The sequence below is a fragment of the Janthinobacterium sp. NKUCC08_JDC genome, from assembly GCF_019345575.1.
GTDB lineage: Bacteria > Pseudomonadota > Gammaproteobacteria > Burkholderiales > Burkholderiaceae_D > Janthinobacterium > Janthinobacterium aestuarii.
This window is the reverse complement of record NZ_JAHKQW010000001.1, coordinates 951,514-971,286: the sequence shown is the minus strand read 5'-3', so window position 1 is coordinate 971,286 and position 19,773 is coordinate 951,514. Positions and strand designations below refer to the sequence as shown.

General features: G+C 59.6%; 19 protein-coding genes. 11 read left to right on the top strand and 8 right to left on the bottom strand.

The genetic code is table 11. The features are described 5' to 3' along the window. Positions 1-42: 42 nt before the first annotated feature. The gene (locus KO538_RS04475; protein WP_219327583.1) at positions 43-1,080 is read right to left on the bottom strand and encodes a hypothetical protein; all 1,038 of its coding nucleotides are present in this window, start codon (positions 1,078-1,080) and stop codon (positions 43-45) included. Beyond that, positions 1,077-3,701: a DNA mismatch repair protein MutS gene (mutS, locus tag KO538_RS04470; protein WP_257620153.1), complete on the bottom strand. Its 2,625-nt coding sequence runs from the start codon at positions 3,699-3,701 to the stop codon at positions 1,077-1,079. The genes KO538_RS04475 and mutS overlap by 4 nt, the downstream gene beginning before the upstream one ends. A 256-nt stretch (positions 3,702-3,957) precedes the next feature. Here mutS and KO538_RS04465 point away from each other — a divergent pair, with 256 nt between their 5' ends. Both KO538_RS04465 and KO538_RS04460 read left to right on the top strand, forming a co-directional pair. Further along, positions 3,958-5,244, top strand: coding sequence for an integrase family protein (locus tag KO538_RS04465; protein WP_219327581.1), 1,287 nt, complete (start codon positions 3,958-3,960; stop codon positions 5,242-5,244). 365 nt (positions 5,245-5,609) lie between these two features. Continuing rightward, positions 5,610-6,113, top strand: a complete 504-nt coding sequence (locus KO538_RS04460) for a hypothetical protein (protein WP_219327580.1) — start codon at positions 5,610-5,612, stop codon at positions 6,111-6,113. A 49-nt stretch (positions 6,114-6,162) separates the two neighbouring features. On the opposite strand, the gene KO538_RS04455 is transcribed toward KO538_RS04460, so the two are convergent. The 6 genes from KO538_RS04455 to KO538_RS04430 all read right to left on the bottom strand — a co-directional run bounded on the left by KO538_RS04455 (position 6,163) and on the right by KO538_RS04430 (position 10,742). Then, a complete protein-coding gene (locus tag KO538_RS04455; protein ID WP_219327579.1) occupies positions 6,163-6,378 on the bottom strand; it encodes an AlpA family transcriptional regulator in 216 nt (71 codons plus the stop codon). Positions 6,379-6,386: 8 nt separating this feature from the next. Beyond that, positions 6,387-6,968 carry a hypothetical protein gene (locus KO538_RS04450; protein WP_219327578.1) on the bottom strand — a complete coding sequence of 194 codons (582 nt, stop codon included), beginning with the start codon at positions 6,966-6,968 and terminating at the stop codon, positions 6,387-6,389. Further along, positions 6,965-9,124 (bottom strand): ParB/RepB/Spo0J family partition protein, encoded by a 2,160-nt coding sequence (locus tag KO538_RS04445; protein WP_219327577.1) that lies wholly within the window; start codon positions 9,122-9,124, stop codon positions 6,965-6,967. The genes KO538_RS04450 and KO538_RS04445 overlap by 4 nt, the downstream gene beginning before the upstream one ends. A 34-nt stretch (positions 9,125-9,158) precedes the next feature. After that, on the bottom strand, positions 9,159-9,362 hold the full coding sequence (locus KO538_RS04440; RefSeq protein WP_219327576.1) for a hypothetical protein: 204 nt from the start codon (positions 9,360-9,362) through the stop codon (positions 9,159-9,161). After that, positions 9,359-9,676 (bottom strand): hypothetical protein, encoded by a 318-nt coding sequence (locus KO538_RS04435; RefSeq protein WP_219327575.1) that lies wholly within the window; start codon positions 9,674-9,676, stop codon positions 9,359-9,361. Before KO538_RS04435 ends, KO538_RS04440 begins: the two co-directional genes overlap by 4 nt. Positions 9,677-10,061: 385 nt before the next feature. Next, positions 10,062-10,742 carry a S24 family peptidase gene (locus tag KO538_RS04430; protein WP_219327574.1) on the bottom strand — a complete coding sequence of 227 codons (681 nt, stop codon included), beginning with the start codon at positions 10,740-10,742 and terminating at the stop codon, positions 10,062-10,064. A gap of 83 nt (positions 10,743-10,825) precedes the next feature. On the opposite strand from KO538_RS04430, the gene KO538_RS04425 reads away from it, so the two are divergent. From KO538_RS04425 to KO538_RS04385, 9 genes are all read left to right on the top strand, one after another. Continuing rightward, entirely contained in the window at positions 10,826-11,143 is a 318-nt protein-coding gene (locus KO538_RS04425) for a YdaS family helix-turn-helix protein (RefSeq protein ID WP_219327573.1), read from the top strand. 74 nt (positions 11,144-11,217) lie between these two features. Further along, positions 11,218-11,688 carry a YmfL family putative regulatory protein gene (locus KO538_RS04420; protein ID WP_219327572.1) on the top strand — a complete coding sequence of 157 codons (471 nt, stop codon included), beginning with the start codon at positions 11,218-11,220 and terminating at the stop codon, positions 11,686-11,688. Further along, positions 11,685-12,110 carry a hypothetical protein gene (locus tag KO538_RS04415; protein WP_219327571.1) on the top strand — a complete coding sequence of 142 codons (426 nt, stop codon included), beginning with the start codon at positions 11,685-11,687 and terminating at the stop codon, positions 12,108-12,110. Before KO538_RS04420 ends, KO538_RS04415 begins: the two co-directional genes overlap by 4 nt. Continuing rightward, complete coding sequence (locus KO538_RS29620) at positions 12,107-14,635, top strand: VapE domain-containing protein (protein WP_219327570.1); 2,529 nt, start codon at positions 12,107-12,109, stop codon at positions 14,633-14,635. The genes KO538_RS04415 and KO538_RS29620 overlap by 4 nt, the downstream gene beginning before the upstream one ends. Before the next feature lie 396 nt (positions 14,636-15,031). Continuing rightward, positions 15,032-15,355 carry a hypothetical protein gene (locus KO538_RS04405; RefSeq protein ID WP_219327569.1) on the top strand — a complete coding sequence of 108 codons (324 nt, stop codon included), beginning with the start codon at positions 15,032-15,034 and terminating at the stop codon, positions 15,353-15,355. A gap of 3 nt (positions 15,356-15,358) precedes the next feature. Further along, entirely contained in the window at positions 15,359-16,006 is a 648-nt protein-coding gene (locus KO538_RS04400) for a hypothetical protein (RefSeq protein ID WP_219327568.1), read from the top strand. A 333-nt stretch (positions 16,007-16,339) separates the two neighbouring features. Further along, positions 16,340-16,990 carry a hypothetical protein gene (locus KO538_RS04395; RefSeq protein WP_219327567.1) on the top strand — a complete coding sequence of 217 codons (651 nt, stop codon included), beginning with the start codon at positions 16,340-16,342 and terminating at the stop codon, positions 16,988-16,990. Between the two features lie 235 nt (positions 16,991-17,225). Continuing rightward, positions 17,226-17,801, top strand: a complete 576-nt coding sequence (locus KO538_RS04390; RefSeq protein WP_219327566.1) for a hypothetical protein — start codon at positions 17,226-17,228, stop codon at positions 17,799-17,801. Beyond that, positions 17,802-19,772 carry a phage terminase large subunit family protein gene (locus tag KO538_RS04385; RefSeq protein WP_219327565.1) on the top strand — a complete coding sequence of 657 codons (1,971 nt, stop codon included), beginning with the start codon at positions 17,802-17,804 and terminating at the stop codon, positions 19,770-19,772. It begins immediately after the preceding gene. Position 19,773 lies beyond the last annotated feature (1 nt).

Below are 19,773 nucleotides of genomic sequence, written 5' to 3'. Positions count from 1 at the left end.
CTTGTTCCAGGCCGGCTACATGCCGGCCTGTTTGCTGATGCGCTAGCGGCGTACAGTCGACGCCTTGGCGCGCGCTTGCGCCGATGGCCTGACTGCGCGTTGACGCACCTCAAAGAATGGCGTCTTGCCTGGCCGTACGGCGATGGCGGACCAGTCGTTGTTGATGCTGACGTGGCCCAGGTTGCCTTTCCAGCTGATTTTCGGCCCGCCTGCCTTGGCCGCGGCCTTTTTACTTTTCCCTTCCTTGCCGTCCGCGTCGCCATCGCGCTGCGTATCGACCAGCAGCACCTTGCCGCTGAACTTCTTCGCCAGGGTACGGACCTGCTTGCGCGGTCCGGCAAAGCCATCCTGTTTTGAGCTGAAGCTGGGCAGCAGCGAATTGTCTTCTTCGTCCAGCACGCCCATGTCGCCGTCGGAAAACAGCACGATACCGTCGAGTTTCTTGCGCTGCGCCATGGCGAACAGGCGCTGCAGCCAGGAACGGTTGGCGACCAGACGGTCTTCGAATTCGCTGTTGCGTCCCGCTTCCGGCAGGAAGTGGTTGTTATTCGCGGGCAGGTTGATGGTGGCAAACAGCACGCCGCCGTATTCCCAGTGGGCGTTTTCCGCATAGCTGCGGAACTTCGCCGTCGATGACAGCCGCGACAGGGTCAGCTTGCGCTGGCCCAGGCTCTGGTCGTCGGCGAAATACACGTCGCGCAAGCGGTTCAGGCGTTCGATGGCATTGACCCTGCCGCGCGAGTTGCGGCAGTTGGCCCAATCGCTGGCCGACAGCGAGACGATCAGCGGCGGGCCGCTGGCGTCGAGCAAGTCCTTGCGCTGGCTGTACAGCTTGTCGCTGCACGATTCGCTGGCCGCCTTGATGCCGGTGGCCACGACGAACGATGCATTGAAGGCGCTCGTGTCGGCGATGGCTTTTTTCAGGGGGCCATCGTCGGGTCCGGCGTTGAAGGAATGGCCCAGCACGGCAAATTCGAAGCCGGCCTGGTCGCTCTGGGCGGCCAGCGCCGCTTGCCATGGCAGGCTGGCAGCCAGCAAGCCGGCGGCCAGCAGGTGGATCGTGCCGCGCCGGAGGGTCATGCGGCGGCCAGCCGTTTCAACTGATACAGCTGCTCGAGCGCATCGCGCGGCGTGAGCGCATCGGGATCGAGGTCGGCGATGGCGTCGAGCAAGGCTTGCTGCGCCGCGTTCAGCGCGGCCAGCGGCGCCGATGCTTCCTCTTCTTCCTCCTGCGCATACGGATCGGCTGTCGGGGCGGCGAACAGGTCGCGCTGCGGCGTGGCGTCGAGCGCTTGCGCTTCCAGGCGTGCCAGGTGTTTGCGCGCGGCCTTGATCACGGGCTGCGGCACGCCCGCCAGTTGCGCCACCTGCAAGCCGTAGCTTTGCGAGGCAGGGCCCGGCTGCACGGCGTGCAGGAAGACGATGCTGTCCTTGTGTTCAACGGCCGACAGATGCACGTTGGCGGCGCTCGGGTGGCTGTCCGGCAATTGCGTCAGCTCAAAGTAATGCGTGGCGAACAGCGTGAAGCTGCGGCTGGTGTCGATCAGATGGCGCGCGATGGCCCATGCCAGCGCCAAGCCGTCGAAGGTCGAGGTGCCGCGGCCGACTTCATCCATCAGCACCAGCGAGTGCTCGGTGGCGCCGTTCAAAATGGCCGCCGATTCCGTCATTTCCACCATGAAGGTCGAGCGTCCGCCCGCCAGGTCGTCGGTGGCGCCGATACGCGTGAAGATGCGGTCGATGGGGCCGATGGTGGCGGACGCGGCCGGCACGTAGCTGCCCACGTAGGCCAGCAGGGTAATCAGGGCCACCTGGCGCATGAAGGTCGATTTACCGCCCATGTTCGGACCGGTAATCAAGAGCAGGCGGCGTTCGTTGACGAAGCGGCAGTCGTTGGCGATGAAGCGTTCGATCTGCTTTTCCACGACGGGGTGGCGGCCTTCGACGATGTTGATGCACGGCTCGTCGACCAGTTGCGGCGCGGCCCAGTTGTGCTGCTGCGCATGTTCCGTCAGCGCGTTCAGGGTGTCGAGCTGGGCCAGGCCCTGCGAGATCGTCTGCAAGGTGCCGATGTGCGGCGCCAGGTCGGCCAGCAGCAGGTCGTACAGCATCTTTTCGCGCACGAGGGCCTTGTCTTGCGCCGACAGGGCCTTGTCTTCGAACACCTTCAATTCCGGCGTGATATAGCGTTCGGCGTTTTTCAGGGTCTGGCGGCGGCGGTAGTCGTCCGGCACCTTGTCTGTCTGGCCGTGCGTGACTTCAATATAGAAGCCGTGCACCTTGTTGTATTCCACGCGCAGGTTGGCGATGCCCGTGCGGGCCCGTTCGCGCGTTTCCAGGTCGAGCAGGAACTGGCCCGCGTTTTCCGACAGCGCGCGCAATTCGTCGAGTTCGGCATCGAAACCGGTGGCAAACACGCCGCCGTCGCGCACCATCGCGGCCGGTTCCTGCGCCACGGCGCGCACCAGCAAGTCCAGGCAGGCGGTCGGTGTCGCCAAGGCCGTGTGGATGGCGGCCAGCAAGCCGGTTTCGCCGCCCTGGCCAGGACCATAGCAACGCACGACGTCGCCGCGCAGGGCCGGCAGTTGCAGCAGGCCGTCGCGCAGGGCGGCCAGGTCGCGCGGACGCGCCGACAGCAGCGCGATACGCGTGGTGATGCGTTCGATATCGGGCACTTGCGCCAGGGTGGCGGCGAGCGGACCGGCCGCTTCGCTTTGCGCCAGCGCGGCGATCGCCTCATGGCGCGCGCGCGCCACCTTCTGGTCGCGCCGCGCATGGTGCAGCCAGTGGCGCAGCATGCGCGAACCCATGGCGGTGCGGCAATGATCGAGCAGGGAGAACAAGGTCGGCGATTCCTGGCCGCGGATGGTTTCCGTCAATTCGAGGTTGCGCCGCGTGGCCGCATCCAGGCCGATGAATTCACTTTCCGTTTCCGTGATCAAAGAGCGCACGTGCTGCAGACCGCGTCCCTGCGTCGATTGCGCATAGCGCAGCAGCGCACCGGCCGCCCCGAACGCGGCGCCGAGGCCATCGGCGCCGAAGCCCGTCAAGGTCGCCACGCCCAATTGATCGAGCAGGGCCTTGTGGCCGCCCACCACGTCGAAATGCCAGTCCGGCACCCGGTTGATGTGCGTGCCCGCATAGTCGTCGAACAGGCTGCCATTGTCGCCACTGAGAATTTCGGCAGGCACGATGCGTTCGAGTTCCTGCTGCAATCGCACGGCCACAGTGGCGCTGTCGCCGGAAAACTCCATCAGTTTCAAGGCACCGCTGGCCAGCGACAGCCAGGCCAGGCCCGTGGTCACCGTCTTGCGCTGCGTGATGCTGCACATGGCCAGCAGCGGGCGCTCGGCCTTCTCTGGCAGCAAGTCCGCATCCGTCAAGGTGCCGGGCGTGACGACGCGCATGACCTTGCGTTCGACGGGGCCCTTGCTGGTAGCCGGGTCGCCGATCTGTTCGCAAATGGCCACCGACTCGCCCAGCTTGACCAGCTTGGCCAGATAGCCGTCCAGCGAATGAAACGGCACGCCGCACATCTTGATTGGATTGCCGCTGGCCACGCCGCGCGCCGTCAGGGTAATCCCCAGCAGGCGCGAGGCTTTTTCCGCGTCCTCGAAAAACAGCTCGTAGAAATCGCCCATGCGGTAGAAGACCAACATCGTCGGGTGGTTCTCCTTGATGCCTAAATATTGCTGCATCATGGGTGTGAGTTTGCTTTTCTGGATTTTTGCAAGCTCTTGATTTGACTGCATATTCATCTGTAAGTCTTTGATTTATTTCGTTGTTCTTGCGAATTCGTTTTCGCTCTATTGCATCAATACACATCACCGCATATCATCACACTTCATGTTTTGGCGTAGCTAAATTGCTGACTTTGTAGAAGTTACGCCAAAAAACCGACTTCAGGTTCGTGTGCTGGGTAAAAGCTACGCCGGACCTACGCTTAATGGGGTGAGTATGCAATTCGATGCAAGAGCGGCAAAGCTGCTCGCGGCTGGCCAACACTTTACCATTTCCGACTGCCCAGGGCTGCGACTTGAGGCTACAAAGTCGAAGAGATCGTGGATATATCGCTATAAAAGCCCGCTTGATGGGCGCATGCGGCAAACCAAGATTGGCGAGTGGCCAGCGATCTCGCTAGCGGCGGCGACGGTTGAGTGGGAGCGCTTGCGTGGCGCGCGCAGTGCCGGCGTCGACCTTGCCGTCGATAAACGCGAGGTGCGAGCGCAGTCGCGCCAAGCCACGGAAGCAGAACGTGAACGCAAGGCAAAAGCGTTGCTGACGGTGCGGCGCGTAGCGGACATGTACGTGGCTGGCCACCTGTCGCGCAATCGTGGCGAAAAGGGCGTCAAGGAAGTGACGCGCATGTTTGAAACAATGCTGGGCGAATTTGGTGACATGCCCGCCGCAGAGGTTTCTCGTTCGGATGCCTTCGACCTTATCGAGAGTTTTGCGCATATTCCCGTCCAGGCTGCCAAGCTCCGAGCGGAGCTGGGATCGGCATGGGATTATGTCCATGACGCAGGCCGCCTGCCCGATACCGTGCCGAACTGGTGGCGCCTGATCATGCGTGGCAAGTTGCGAAGCAAGGGGAGGGTGGTGCAGGGCGTCCAGGCCGGGCCAGTCAAGCGTGTGTTGAGCGCCGAAGAACTAGGCACTTTGATCAAGTGGCTTCCAAATTTTTCCAAGGCGGTGTGTGATGCATTGACACTGTACTTGTGGACTTGCACTCGTGGGTCGGAAATTATGGCCATGGAAGTGACCGAAATCAGCGAGGAGGCTGACGGACTCTGGTGGACGATTCCAAAAGCGAAGACAAAGAATTCATGGCGCGAGCATGCTACAGATCTTCGCGTTCCGCTGGTTGGCCGGGCGGAGGTTGTGGTACGTCGTCGCATGAAGGTAGTAAAAGGAAAGTACCTTTTTGAGTCGTACGGAAAGGTGGGTTATATGGAGCAAAAATCGGTGGGTTGTGCGGTTTGGGTTTCTATGCCGTACAGCGCAACGAAGCCGGACGACCTTAGGCCGCGCCTGCCTGTCACGAATTGGGCTCCGCATGATCTGAGGCGCAGTTGCCGCACGCAGCTAGCAATACTGGGATGTCCGGAAGAGATCGCAGAGGCAGTGCTGGGGCACATGAAGAAAGGTGTGGTTGGTGTTTATAACAGGCACGCTTACGACCAAGAACGTCGTGACTGGCTTTGCCGACTCTCTTCCCATCTGGAAGAGCTTGCACAGAATTAACGGTCAGCATCGCTTGCAGAGTGGCCTGCGCGCTGTTCAGTCAGAATCAAAATCGAGCGCAGTGAAGACAATGTGTTTGAGATAGGATTGGTTGGCTCCTTTACAGACTGCGTATAATTGATGTATGTAATTATAAAACGTATCAAGATGGAGGTCAGGACTATGGCTAACAAGGAATATTTTTCGATGAAGTTGGTCGCGCAGGTTGGACGGGACATGTCTCGCTCTGGTCGTACTATGGGTAGTACTTCTGGTCGAATAGTTGGAAGTGAGAGCTTAGTCTCGCGGCCGGTTTCCGCGTCGACGAAGTCGACTGTTGAGATTCGGAACGCATTCAAAAATGCATCTATTAAATTGAAGGCGGGTTGACCCGAGTGGCGGCTGGTAACTATAACTTTATCTATCGGCAGCTCGTCGATGATGACAATGATATCCTAGGTATCATTGCTTACTCTCTGTACAAACGGCAAAAGATTGAATTCATAGAGAATTTCAAGAAGAAGTACGGCCAGGAGCCGCAAGAGGCTGACTTCAAAAGCTTTAACGAGTTTAGCTCAAGTGACTTGCAACTGAACAGTTACATCAATGAGGCTAGTGCCCTTGCAAAAACTTTCTTGGACTCATCGTTGGCGGAAGAGGCTGCAGTACTTGACAAGCAGTATTCAGATGAGTCAACGGCTAAGATAAAAGCTGCGAAGCCGAGCTTTTGGTTCGGGGTCTGGCAGGGTGTCGTTGCCTCTTTTATTTTCGTCATCCTCGTCGGTATCCTTGTATTCTTTACCTGGAGCTTGAAGCAAGGCCCCCGACAGGCAATCGAAAGTATTTTCGCAGTTACGATTACTGACACGGAAATCGCAGCGGCCAAGTGAGCAACGTACTATGCAGCTTGCAAACTTAGAGCGCTGCCTTTGCCATGTATTACTTACGTCTTCCAGAGTTGCGTGGAGGAAGTATTTCCGATGCAGGCCGTTCTTCCGCCCACTCTTCAACTTCACGTAACAACCATGCTACACGGTTGGCCGAGAGCTGGCGTGGTTTCGGGAACACGCCTTCTCGCACCATCCGTTGGATGGTCGCTGTGGCCAAGGTCACCAAGCTGGCAACGCTGGGCAGATCAACGTAAATCGGTTTCATGATTCTTCTCATTGATAGGGATACCACCAGTACAAGCTGGCCAACGCGCTGACCAGTGATGCTAACGCGGCAGCGATATGCGGTCGGTAGGGCATCGGCTCGGCGTGGCCCTGTCGCTGTTTTGATGGCTTGCCAAGCGATGCATTCACCACTGCCATGTGCGCCGCGATTGCTTTGCCTTCTCGCTGCTCTACCTGGTCGGCGAGGTGCTTCTCCAATCCAAGAAGGCGGCGGCGAAACGCTGCCGACCTGAGTTGCCATTTTTCTTGCATGGTTAGGGCTGGCGGTAACGCCGGGGTATTCGTGCTGGTCTCTTCGATCAGTGCGCCGACGATCTCGGCCGGGCTGTTGGCCCATTTGAATGCCGGCCGATAGGCGGCAATCTCTTGCAGCAACTGGTTGCCAATATTGGCCATGGCCGCCACCTGGTGCTCTTCGCTTGCTTTGAAATTGAGTGCGCCTGCGTTGACCATCAGCCAGGTGTCGCAGTAAGCGGCGGCTGGAGCGTTTGGCCAGGACAGGCGTTCCTGGACTTCGACTGCGTCAATACGTTCCTGGGCGGGCGTGGCCGCGATGTTCTCGCTGTTCATTGTGCTTCCTTCGCGGTAGTTGGTGACGCGGTTGCGGATGTTGCCCAGGGCCATGCTGCAGGCTTCGTTGGGCTTTTGGGCTTCCGTGTGCGTTGTGCTGGCTTCTTGGCTTCTGGTTCTGGCGGCTCGACCGCAACCCCTGCCGGCGGCTCGATTACGGCTACGTCGTCCTGCTGCGCCAAGTTGATTTGATTTGCGAGGTCGTCGGCATCTTCATCGTTGGATTGCTCCGGCGCCACGTGGGCCGCGCCAGGTGCGCTTGTTTCGTCGGCGCGCAGCCAGACTTGACCCGGTGCGTACTGCCAGCCATTTTCATTGGCGGCCCGTTCGAGGGCGTAGAGCAGGTGAGGCCGTTCGGCGATGACGAACTTGGTGAGATCATTCAGGCGCCATGATGCGTGGGAAATGATGGCACTTAGCTGGTGTTCCTGGATGTCCTCAAGCGCTATCGATTCCATTTCCAGCTGCAGGCGTACGGCATCAGGGTCGATGCCCTCATGCCTGGCCATAGCATCTATTGCGGCTTGCTGGTTATCGAAAGCTTCGTCATCCCAGCCATTTGTAATCAGGCTGTCGCCCAGCAGCAGGTCGACCAACAGCAGTTGCACATCGGGCAGGCCTGTCTGATCGATATAGGCGTGGATGCTCTCGGTGCTGGAGGTATCAAACGTATATATGCCTGCGAGAGCCTCGTCTGGAAGATCGCGGTCAATTAGCACCAGTTTGGTAAATTCGCGCAGCGAGGCCAGTGAAAATCCGTTGGCGCCGCGTGCGCGCAGGCGCTTGTAAAGCTCGATGCGGTAGGCTTCTTCCTGCTCGGCTTTTGCCTCATCCGCGCGTGCGATTTCCCGTTGCTTTTCGGCGGCCGCTTGCTTTTCCGGTGTATTGGCAGCGGCCTCCTTTTTTGCTTCTGCGGCGCGGAGTGTCGACATGCGCGCGTCATAGACTTCTTTTGTTTCGCACGCGCCGGCATCTTCCAGGAGTTTCTGGATAGTCGCCTTATCGTAAAAGGGGGTCAACAGACCCTTCTCGTCCTTCACGTACCACGCTGGCTCGGGCAGCAGGCCGCTTTCAAGGAATTTCTCTGTATTGCCTTCATTTTTTGTGCTGGGCGCGTTGCGTTCGAAGACCCACAACGGCGACGCCAGCGCTACAAACTGGCTGCTGCTTCTATATTCATTCTGACGTCTCCTTGTCGCCCCATCCTCGCCTTCGTACACGGGCACGCCGCCTTGTGATGCTGCTGCGATGGCTAATGCATCGTGCGCCTGGCGCTTTTCGGTGTAGCACGCCGGATCTGTGCAGACGTCTGCACTTTTGATGTCGGTGAATACGTCCGGCTGGTTGCCTGTTTTCTTGGGACACTTGGTGCAGGCGCCGGCCAGCGTCACTAGGCTGGCGTCGTTAAGCTTAAACAGCGCGCGGGTCAGGTCGACCATATAGCGGGTCTGGATATGCTGTAACGCCGCGCGGTAGGACATCGGCTCGCCAGTGCGCTGGTCCGGCGCGCTGATCTCGGCCAGCGCCTTGATCTGCAGAGCAGGGACGGGTACGCGTGCGATCAGCAGGGCTGTCGAGGCCGAGATAACGTCATCGAGGAACTTCTCGCGCACTTCGGTCGTCAGCGCGCAAAGTTTCAGGCGGCCATAGATGTAGGAGCGAGATTTTTTGAGCTTGTCGATCAGGCGTTCGGCCGTGTAGCCAGCATTGAGCATCAGCTCCTGGAACCCCTCTGCCTCCTCCATGGGATGCGGGTCTTCTCGCTGCAGGTTCTCCAGCAGCTGGATCTCGCGCGCCTGCAGGTCCGTCAGCTTGCGGATTATGGTCGGCCCGCGTTGCAGCTGGGCGATGTTGCCGGCGCGCCAGCGGCGTTCGCCGGCGACGATCTCGAAATGCTGAGGCGCGTCAGCGGTTGGCGTGACAGGGCGAATTAGGATGGGCTGGACAATTCCGACTTCCTTGATGTTGGCGGCCAGTTGCTCCAGCGCGGTCTGGTTGAACCGTTTGCGGTTGGTGTAGCTCGGGCGGATGTCGGCCCAGTCGGTGATTGCGAGTGCCTGATCGTCGACCAGTTCGTCGACGATGATGCGTTTCTCGCTGCGGGACGGGGCTTTCTTCATGCCTCCGATGGTGGGTATTACGAGGTCGCTACTCATGTGCGGCTCCTGGTTGTGGGCGGGTACGGCCCAGTTAGCGTTTAATGAAATCGAAAGGAGTGCTGCGGCCGACGGCCAGCAGCTCATGGCCGTCGGCCAACTGCGCCACCAGGGCGGCCTTGACCTGGCGTGGAGTCATGGCGCGGCCGTCCGGGTGGGTGAAGCCGCGTAGCTCGTGGAGTGGCCTGGCCAGCACGCTGCGCACATCGATTGCCAGGTGGACGAGAGGGGCGGTCATGCTGGCACCCGTGGCAGTGGCACGCCCAGCCTGAGGCCGACGCCTGTCGGCACGACGATGTTGATCAACCAGATGGTGTGCAGCGGGTTGGGCTGCGCGGTGGCCATGACGGGCGGATCGATGCGGTAGCCTCGTGCACGCATGACGTCGAGCAGGCGCAGCATGTCGATACTGCGGCCGCCGTCGGACGACAGGTCTTTCGGAGCGCATCGAACGGACTTGGCCAGGTGCTGCAGACGCGCCAGTGCGGCGGACGCGGCCAGTGCCTGGCTCAGATGCTGGTCGTGTGCCAGCGGCTTGGTGGCGGTCTTCATTGCGCTGCCTTGAGCGGCTGAACGGATACCAAGCAAGGACCGAAAAGGTCGATCATGTTCATGATCGCGGAGGCAGCGTCTGCAGCGATAGCGGAAAGTGGAAGTCCATCGCAAGGCAGCTGACCAGGCATACGAACCGTGACAGTAAAGGCGTTTGAGTTTTCCATCGGCATCACCCCATCGTTGTGGTTGCTGTTTTTGATGGAGTGGAGTATTACACAGGATGTGTATTCAATCAAACAAAATGTGTATTGTTTGCGTGGTTGTGTATCCGAGCTACTTTATTGCAACCGGCCGACGAGGATAAGTTGCCAAAGTGTAGGCATAAAAAAAACCCGCAATATGCGGGTTTTTGATGAGTAGTTGGTCTAGGTAGTGCTGCTTACTAGATGTGATCGCTTTCCTTGCGGACGACGCGCCCAATTATGATGCAATCACCGCCCCTGCATAATTTTCGGTGGTACTTGCGCTGATCTGGATTGTCTGAGGTGAGCCACCATTCCCCCGCATCCCGAGATAAGCGTTTTACAACTGCTTGGCCTTCATAGTTGAACGCGTACACCGCGCCATCTACCATTTGCGTGTCGGCAGTATTAAGGATCACTAAATCGTCTTCATAGAGGGTGGGCTCCATGCTTTCCCCTTTTACTTTGATCGCAATCAGTCGATCAGTGGCGAAGCCATGGCGCGCAAGCCATCGAGGATCAAGGGCGACGGTACCGCCACTATCGAACTCGGGATCTGCTTGAAAGCCCGTGACCCCGGCAGACAGTCGTAGCTTTACTTTTTTGATATGTGCGTAGGCCGGATCGCCTCGCTCGACTGCCTGGACGCGCGAGGCGCCTGAGGGGATGTCCGCACTATCCAACCCCAAGAGTTGGTCTGTGGTGAGATCAAGGATCTTAGCGACGGACACAGCTTTTCCGCTGGGAACTCCGCGAGTCTTCCAGTTTGTAACCACGCTTGGCGAGAGCTGCAGGGCTTCGCGCAACCATTGCTGATCTTTCCCCAACTGAGCTAGTCGATTTTCTACGACTCCCCAAGGGATATTGGCCTTTTTATTCATAGACACAGAATAGTCAACACTTCACAAGGCGTGTTACACAAATTGTTTGTTGTGAATACACAAAACGTGTATTATCCGTTTCCATGAACCCATTAGATAAAGCAGTTCAGCTGTGTGGCGGCCCATCCGCTCTTGCCAAGGCAATTGGCGTTAGTCCTTCGCGGCTAGGAAATTGGCGCGCACGCGGCGTGCCAATTGAGTGCTGCTTCTCAATTGAAAGGGCAACGGGTGGCCGGGTATCGCGCAAGGATCTGCGCCCATTGGATTGGCAGAGTATCTGGCCGGAACTTGCCCCGATGGAGGCAGGGCACGGAGGCCGTCAGCTGCCATCGCCAACAAACATTCTTGACACCGTACCGGAGCATTCCGTTGTCGGTGTCGATCCGCGAAGCAGGGTGTGAGCAGGATCAATTTTCATATCGCAAGCGTAGCTTGACCGCGTAACAAGAACAACCACCAAGAAGAAGGAAATGTTGTGAAAATTAAAAAATCGTACCTTGCCATGATCAAGGCATTTCCTGGCGGTTGGGATGCAATTGCAGCCGCCTTGGGCATGAGCCGCAACGGACTGGAAAACCGCGTCTATGAACGCAAGGGCCAAGGCGTCGCTGTTGATACGGCCCTGCAGTTGCAGGCATTCTCAAGCACGACTCTGTTTGCCGAAGCTGTAGCGGCATCGAGTGGTGGCACCTTCGTTAAATTACCAGCGGATCTGTCGGACAGTAACGAAGTCATCGCCAAGAAGTTCCGCGAGGTCTATATCCGCCTGGGGCGCTTCGCCGAGCGTTTCGAGGCTGCCATCGATGGCGACGATGAAATCGATGAGAAGGAACGCGCGGAACTCGACGCCATCATGGATGGCATCCATAAATCGCTGTCCGAAATGATGGCGATGAGCATTCGCGTGTATTGCAAGCCGGATGCCGGCCAGGAAGGTGCTGCATGAGTGCGCATTTTGGCCCGCGCGCTGGAACGCGCCCTGATCTTGCCTTTCGTAAGCTGGTCCAGCTGGGCGGCCGTACCGGCTTACAGGGCTGGATGAACGCTATGATGTGGACGCGCCCCATTACCACGTTTGAGCGTGAAATCATCAACTCGTTGATGCGTTGTCATGTGGTGTGCCGTGAGGCTGGTGATTACGTGGTGACGCAAAAAGGCTGGGATTTTGTTGGCCGCTCGACTCAAGCCAAGGTAGCACCGGCAGGCCAAGTCGCAGGGCCGCGCTACGTGCCATCCAAGGCGCCATTGTCCGCCCGCCATATGGCGCGTGCTGGCCTGGTGCGCGAAGGTGCTCTGGACTACGCGCAGATTCCATCCCGCTACGGTAGCCAGCGCGTTGCGCATAAGGCGAAGGTGCGTACCGCGTGACTCTCGACGATTTTGCCGCAGTCAACAGCGCGGCCATTCTTTCCATTGAATCGCTGCTGAACTCCTGGTTCCCGAACGGCGTGCGTGAAGGTATCGAGTTCTGTATTGGTTCTTCCTCCGGCGAAGCCGGCAAATCAATGCGTATCCGGCTCGAAGGCGATAAAGCTGGCGTATGGGCTGATTTTTCCGACGACGGCGTAGCCGGCGCTGATCTCATCTCCCTCTATGCGCATATCCACGGCGTGAAGCAGGGCAAGGCGTGCGCCGATCTGGCCGCGCAGCTGGGCATCACGCTGACGCCATCCGATTTTTCCTCCCCTGGCGCAACGCGCCTTATCGTTTCGGCCAGGCCGAAAAACACCCCCAGTCGCGCGCCCGCGCAAGCGGACAAAGGGGTACAGGCAGTTTCCGAGGCGAAAATAAAGACGCCCTGGACGCCGATTTTGCCCGTCCCGGCCGATGCAGGGCCGTATCCGAAGGCGCACGTGGTGCGCGGCAAGCCCGATACATCTTGGGAATACTGTGACCAGGGCGGCCAGCTGCTGGGCGTGATCTATCGTTTCACCACCTCGGACGGCGGCAAGGAAGTGCTGCCGTGCGTCTTCGCGCAGCACCCTGTCACGAATCACCGTGAGTGGCGATGGATGTCGTTTCCGGTTCCTCGTCCTCTGTACCTGCGCGGCCCGATGCGGCCCGACCTGCCGGTACTGGTGATTGAAGGCGAGAAATGTACCGACCGAGCGCACGACATGCTTGCCGCCGAGCTGGACGCGGTGTCCTGGGTTGGCGGCAGCAAGGCAGTGGACAAAATCGACTGGACGCCGCTGGCCGGCCGCACGGTCATTCTGTGGGCCGATGCCGACGCCAAGCGGTACAAGGAAAAGCACAAGAGGGCCGGCGAGCTGATGCCGGAAGCGGACCAGCCCGGCATGGCGGCGATGATCAAGGTCGCCGGCATCCTGCGCGGCTTGGGCTGCACGGTGTTTTTCGTCGACATTCCCGCACCTGGTGAAGTGGTCGATGGCTGGGACGTGGCTGACCTGATCGATGGCGGCGCTGGCGTCGACGAGGTGATGTCCTGGGTGACGAAGCTGCGCGGCGAAGATGCCGAGCCAGAGCCTGTGGCCGAGCCAGTCGCGGCGCCGGCCAAGGCCGAGGATGACGTGCCTGATTGGATCGACGAGCAAATGGATTCCTTGCCTGCCGATGGATCTACCCCTTTGCCAGCTGGCGCGGGCATGTCGCCTAAGCAGCTGCGGGCGCAATTGATCCAGACGGCAAACGGCGGGGTCAAGGGCTGCAGGGAGAATGTGTACATGGTCATGCAGGGCGATCCGCGCCTGATCGGCCTGGTGGGTCTGGACCTGTTTTCCGGCCTGCAGGTGAAGCGGCGGCCAACGCCATGGCGCAGCGAACCGGGCGAATGGACTGAGGGCGACGATTTCCACCTCGGCGTGTACCTGTCGCAGCACCATAGCCTGCTGCTGGCCGCCATCGGCGACATCGAGCGCGGTGTCGCCCAAGCCGCGCGCGAGCATGCGTTCAACCCTGTCACCGACTACATGGACCGCTGCGGCGCCATGTGGGATGGCGTGCCGCGCGTGGCTTCGGCCTTGTCGCAATACTGGGGCTGCGTCGACAGCGAATACCTGCGCCTGGTGGCTACCATGTTTTTTGTGGGAGTGGTGGTGCGTGCGTATCGCCCAGGGGTGAAGCACGACCATGCGCCCGTTTTCGAGGGTGGCCAGGGCGAGGGCAAATCGACCGCGCTGAAGGTATTGGGCGGCGACTGGTTTGCCGACACGCCTTTCCGCATGGGCGAAAAGGACGGCTACCTGTCGATCCAGGGCGTGCTGCTGTACGAGGTGGCCGAGCTGGAGCAGTTCAACAGGTCAGAGGTCACCGCCATCAAGGCGTTCATGTCGTCGACCGTCGATAGGTTCCGCGAGCCGTACGGCCGCCGCATGAAGAACATGCCGCGCCGCTGCGCCTTCGCGGCGACGACCAACGAGGGCGAGTATTTCAAGGACACGACCGGCAACCGGCGCTTCTGGCCGGTGGCCACCGGCCGCATCGATATGGACGCCTTGATCACGGATCGCGACCAGCTGTTCGGCGAGGCGGTGTCAATGATGAATGCCGGCGTGCTGTGGTATCCCACGCGCGACCAGCAGGACCGTCTGATCTCGCCAGAGCAGGAAAACCGCGAGATACCCGACCCGTGGCATGGCCATATCTATCGCTACCTGGAAGGCCTGGATGCCGAGGGCATACCAAAGTTGAACGGCCGTATTGATCGCGTGACCGTACTGGACTTGCTGACGCGTGGGCTGCACTTCGAGATATCGAAGCTGGGCCCAGCCAAGCTGGAGACCATGCGTATCGGCGCGATCATGCGCAAGCTGGGCTGGAAGAAGGACCGGGAAACATCAGGGGCGCGTGAGCGCTTCTATTCGCGGCCAGTGGTGCCCGCAACGGACGCAACCGGAGTAGCACAGGAGGACGCTGATGCGCTTCCTATTTAACGTCATGGGCGATGTAGCAGCAATCGTCTGCCAGGGATCGTGGGCGCAGCGTGCGCAGGCGGAAAAGGCGGAATTGCAGGCGACACGTTCGGACATTTCGGCCAGGCTGGACCATCCGTCCAACCTCGCTAATTTTAGGTTGGACGGCTGGAACCCGCATGGAATGCGGCACCGCCAACCTCCCAACCTCGCCAACCCGGACGCGCAAGCGCACATGCGTACGCACGCACGTATACGTGCGCGTGTGTGGCCTTTTTCCATAAACCCCTTTCCAGTCAAACCGAGAAATAGGTTGGGTAGGTTGGGAGGTTGGCAAAGCAAGCAAACGTGCGGGTTTCAGCCGTCCAACCTTTTGGCCAACCTTTTTGAGGTCGGACGAAACAGCAGGAGAGCGATATGAGTAAGGGAAGCATGAGGGAGCAGATGCCCATTTCAGCGGCATGGGTCGATGAACTGCGCCGTGTATTTGGGCGTGACCACATTGACCAGCAGATCAGGAGGGGATTGAAGGAGCCAGGGGTGTTTTACGCAGCGGAGGATGGGCATGAGCTTGGATATGCGCCGGGACGCCGGGTTCGGATCGGCAAGGACGCTCGTGGTAATAGCGTCAACCGGGATGACCCGGATGCGCTGCCGGAACCGTATTTGAGGAGGATGGGAGAAGTGGCATGGCAGGCAGCATTGGATCAGCAGGCGATTGAAAACGAGAAAAGGGGCTAGGCGATGGAAGTGAAAGCGGAAGAGGCGGTATTTGAAAACGTGGGGCAGGCGGTGCATGTGTCGTTCCTGATCATGGCCCAGGAGGCAAAGCAAGATGCACCGTTACGGGCAGCACTGATCAAGGCGATGCAGTCGGTGCAGTTGAACGGCCGGCAGCGTTCCTGGCTGGAGCAGCTGCGCGGTGCGGCATCGGGAACAATTAACTTCGGCGGACTGGATGGCAACGAGGTGCGCGCCCAGTGTGCCATGGTGCTGCAGGCGGTAAAGCATCGGCTGCCGAAGACGGAAATGTGGGTGCTGCAGGCGAAGTACGGGCAGACGGACTTTGAGGATGTGGATGGCCGGCGTCGCTTTGCCTTCTCGGTCGAGCGCATCGAGGCCATCAAGGGATTGGCGGATTGGTTCCGGCCAATGTTTCCTGGGCTGAACCCGCATGCAGTCGACTGCATGCTGGGGCGATTGTTCGCCAACCATAAGCAGCTGGATATCACGGTGCGAGACCTGGCCAAGTCATTCGGCGCAAGCCACATGACCTACCAGCGGGCCTCGACAAAGATGCACGGGCATGTGCGGGAGCTTGAGCAGATGGCTTATAGCCGCCTCGCGCCAAGCTTTGTTGCCGATGGCGTGGTCGAGGAGTTTTTGCAATAGCTTGACGTGGCTGTTACAGCGGGTGTATATTTCGGTTATTCTCGCAGCAGTAACGCCTAAAGCCCGCATAAGCGGGCTTTTTTGCGTTTAACGAGACGATTTCTCAACAGCGGAAGAGGTGATCTATCTCGATCCGCTCCATAGCGGGGGATACATTCGTTTCTGGTGCTTGCCCACTTCGGTGGGCTTTTTTATTTGTGTTGATGATAGTGCCCTAGGGCGCACGCATCAACCACAGGGCGGGCGCGTTTCTGGTGGGCGTTTTGTGCAGACGTTTGCACATCGACGCCTCCAGGGTAGCAGCATGCAACGCCTCCATTTCATGAGGTTTCGATGCCAACGATTGAATTGCAAGGTCTATCCCAGTTGATGGCGAGGCTGGACGATGCGGGCAAGCGGCAGATGCCGTTCGCCGTTGCCAAGGCACTGACCCAAACTGCGCGACAAACAGCAGCGGCCGAGTCTGCGCACATCAAGGCGATCTTCGACAGGCCGACGCCTTTCACTCAGCGCGCGGTCGGCGTGACCGCGGCAACCAAGGCAACGCTCAGCACGCGCATCTTCGTGAAAGATATACAGGCGAAGTACCTGATGGAGGAGGCAACTGGCGGGCGGCGTGCCTTCAAGACATTTGAGGAGAAGTTTGCTGATAGCGGTACGCCTCAGATCGCGCTGCCTGGCGCGGGCATGCAGCTCAATCAGTACGGGAACATGAGCAAGGCCAAGATCATGCGAATTGCTAAGGATCTGAATACGAATGCATCGAGCAAGCGATTCTTCAAAGGTACGCCCAAGGGGCAGAAGCTGCCAGCAGGGATCTATGCCCGGACCAACGACAACCGGCACATCACGCCGTTGATCAGATTTGCCACCGATGCGGTGTATAAGAAGCGGTTCGAGTTCAGCGCCATCGCCATGGAAACTATCACGGCGAACCTGGAGGCGAACCTGATCAGCGCATGGGAAGCAGCACTGCGAAGCTGATGCCGCTACCGGCCGGTCTGGTCGCCACGTAGTAGGGCCGTCGAGGCCGAACCGCCCGACGCGGCTCGAAATGCCCCAATCGAGGGGGCGGAGGATTTTCCAGGGTCCTTCCCCGAGCCTACCGCGCATGGGTAAATTCGCGCTCGGTTTGTCCGGCGTCGGAGAATTTTTAAAAGGGTAGTCACACAGGGTAGTCACTCTGGTAGTCACTGCCGCAGTCACTGAGGTAGTCACTATGCTGATGGGATATCGAGAGTACGCCCGTCATCGCGGCGTGAGCCTGGGCGCCGTACAAAAAGCACTGCGTGCTGGCCGAATCAATGCGAACGCGGACAAGAAGATTGATGCCGCTGTTGCGGATCGTGAGTGGGATGTCAACACGGATGCGTCGCGCATTGCGGTCAGCGCCGTTGAAGCCGCCACACCCCTGGCTCAAAAAGAAATTTCTTTTGCTGTGCCGGCGGGGGAAGAGACCGACAAGCCGGTGGCCGAAGAGTTAACCGGCAGCGACAAGAGCGCCAGTGAATACCGCGAGAACAGGTCAAAGCGTGAGTACTATGTGGCGGCCAAGCACCAGCTGGAGTACGAACAGCTGCTCGGGCAATTGATCAACGTCGACGATGCCAAGCGCATCGCCTTCACTTCGTTTCGCGCCATCCGCGATTCCGTACTGAACGTGGCGGCGCGTATCAAGGACCAGCTGGCTGCCGAGACCGATCCGCATGTTTGCGAGGAATTGCTGGACCGCGAACTGTCCGCTGCGCTGGCCAGCGTTGACGTCGGCCAGCTGGTGGCCGAGTCGGAGGATTAGATGGGGGCAACGGACGAATTCCTGCGTGCCATCGGTGAAGCAATTCTGCCCGATAGCAAACAGTCGATCAGCGACTGGGCGCAAGACAACCGCATCCTTCCGCCAGACAGCCCGGAGCCGGGCGCCTGGCGCAACAGCCGCACGCCGTATCTGGTGGGCATCATGGATGCGCTGTCGCCCAGCAGCAAGTACCGCGAGGTGTATCTCAAGAAGGGCCACCAGTTGGGCGGCTCTGCTCTGGGTGAAAATTTCATAGGCCACAGCATCACCAGTGCGGCCGGCAATATCCTCGCCGTGTTCGCCACGGTGGAGGACGCGGAAAAGTGGGAGTTGTCGCGCTTCGAGCCGATGCGCGAATCGACGAAGGCGCTGCGCAGGCGGGTGCTCGATGCTGGCATCAAGGGCGCGGATAACACCAAGCGCCGAAAGAAGTTTCCGGGTGGCTTCATCCAGCTGATCGGTGCAAACCGGCCTGGTGGTTTGAAGTCGTCGACCATGCGCTATGTGCTGCTCGAAGAGATGGACGAGTATGCCGGCGATATCGGCAACCAGGGTAGCCCCGAAGAGCTGGCGCGCAAGCGCACCAGTAACTTTGGCAGGAAGGCACGCATCTTCGGCAACAGCACGCCGACGATCAAGGGCGCCTCGGCGATCGACCGGAACTACGAGCGGGGCGATAAACAGCACTACATGGTGCATTGCCCGGATTGCCGCGCGCCACAGTTTTTCAAGTGGCCGAACATGAAGTGGCCCAAGGGCCAGCCGGGGAAAGTGGCGTACGCCTGCGAGTGCTGCGGCGTCCTGAATACCGAATCGGTCTGGAAGACGAAGGGCTACATCAACGCCCACTGGTTGCCGACTGCGGTGGGCGAACCCGGCGTGGCCAGCTTTCATCTGCCGAGTATGTACGCGCCGCTTGGATGGCGTGCGTGGGACGTGCTTGCCGGTGAATTCGAGGCTGCGGCAAACGACCCTGTCGCCTTGAAGGTGTTCGTCAACAACGAGCTGGCCGAGTGCTGGGAGGATTTGAGTGGGCAGATCAAGGGTGCCGAGATCGCCAAGCGGCGCGAAAACTACGAATTGCGTACCATCCCCGTCGGCTGTCTCGCCCTGGTGATGTCCGTCGACGTGCAAGGCAACCGGCTGGAGTACAAGATACTGGGCTTCGGCAGGGGCAAGCATCATTGGGTGATCGATTACAACATCATCGATGGCGATCCGGCGAAGGACGATGTATGGACGCGTTTGACGGTGATACGCGAACGGCCGATAGAAAACAGCTTCGGCGTCTCGATGCGGGTTCAGGCCTGCGCCATCGACTCCGGTGGTCACCATACGCATGAGGTGTATCACTACGCCAGGCTATACCGGCATGCCGGCGTATTTGCCGTAAAAGGCGCATCGGTCAGCGGCAAGCCGGTGATTGGCCGTCCGTCGATACAAGATGTCAACCACAAGGGCAGGACGATCAAGGGCGGGGTGCAGCTATGGCTGGTGGGTAGCGATACCGCCAAGTCACTGCTGTTCAACTACTTGGCCTCGGACGAAGAGGCCGCGCCGGAAGAACGGTTTATCCATTTTCCGCTGGGTTTGTCGGACGAGTATTTCGAGCAGTTGACTGCCGAGGTGTATGACTCGACCAAGAGGGCCTACCGCAAACTGGGGGGGCGGCGCAATGAGGTTATCGACTTGTTTGTGTATGCCTTCGCGGCGGCGTTTCATCCGCTGCTACGCCTGGACACCATGCGCGACGCTGACTGGACGCAGCTGGAAAGCATGGTCGAACCGGTCATTGGCGACCTGTTCAGGGCTCCGATCCCGGTGGGGGCGCAGGCGGCGGAAGCGCCGGCCGGCATCGAGAACCCGACAGCATCAGTGCAGACGTCTGCACAAAAACCAACGCCCGCTGTGGCCGTCGCGCAGCACCACGACGACGACTGGCTCAGCGGCACCGATAACTGGCTGGAGTAAA